Raw genomic sequence first — 223 nt, forward strand, 5'->3', positions numbered from 1 at the left:
AGGTCTGCCGGCAGGCGGTCGCGGCGGGGGAGCGGGTGGTGGGGACGTACCACTCGGGCCGCGTCGGGGCGCCGGGCGTCGAGGCGTGCCGGCTCGACGTGACGGACCGGGCCGCGGTACGCGAGCTGGTCGCCCGCGTCCGCCCCGACGCGGTGGTGGGCACGCCCTACCGGTACGGCGAGTGGGCGGTGACCGCCGACGGGGCGGCCCACGTGGCGTACGC

General features: G+C 79.8%; 1 protein-coding gene. It reads left to right on the plus strand.

What is annotated here, in order from left to right:
* Window positions 1-223, plus strand: a 223-nt coding sequence (locus tag ACSNN9_RS28815) for an NAD-dependent epimerase/dehydratase family protein (RefSeq protein WP_436676438.1), incomplete at both ends; no start/stop codon positions are given.

It is taken from the genome of Micromonospora sp. URMC 107 (assembly GCF_051386315.1).
In the GTDB taxonomy this organism is placed as follows: domain Bacteria; phylum Actinomycetota; class Actinomycetes; order Mycobacteriales; family Micromonosporaceae; genus Micromonospora.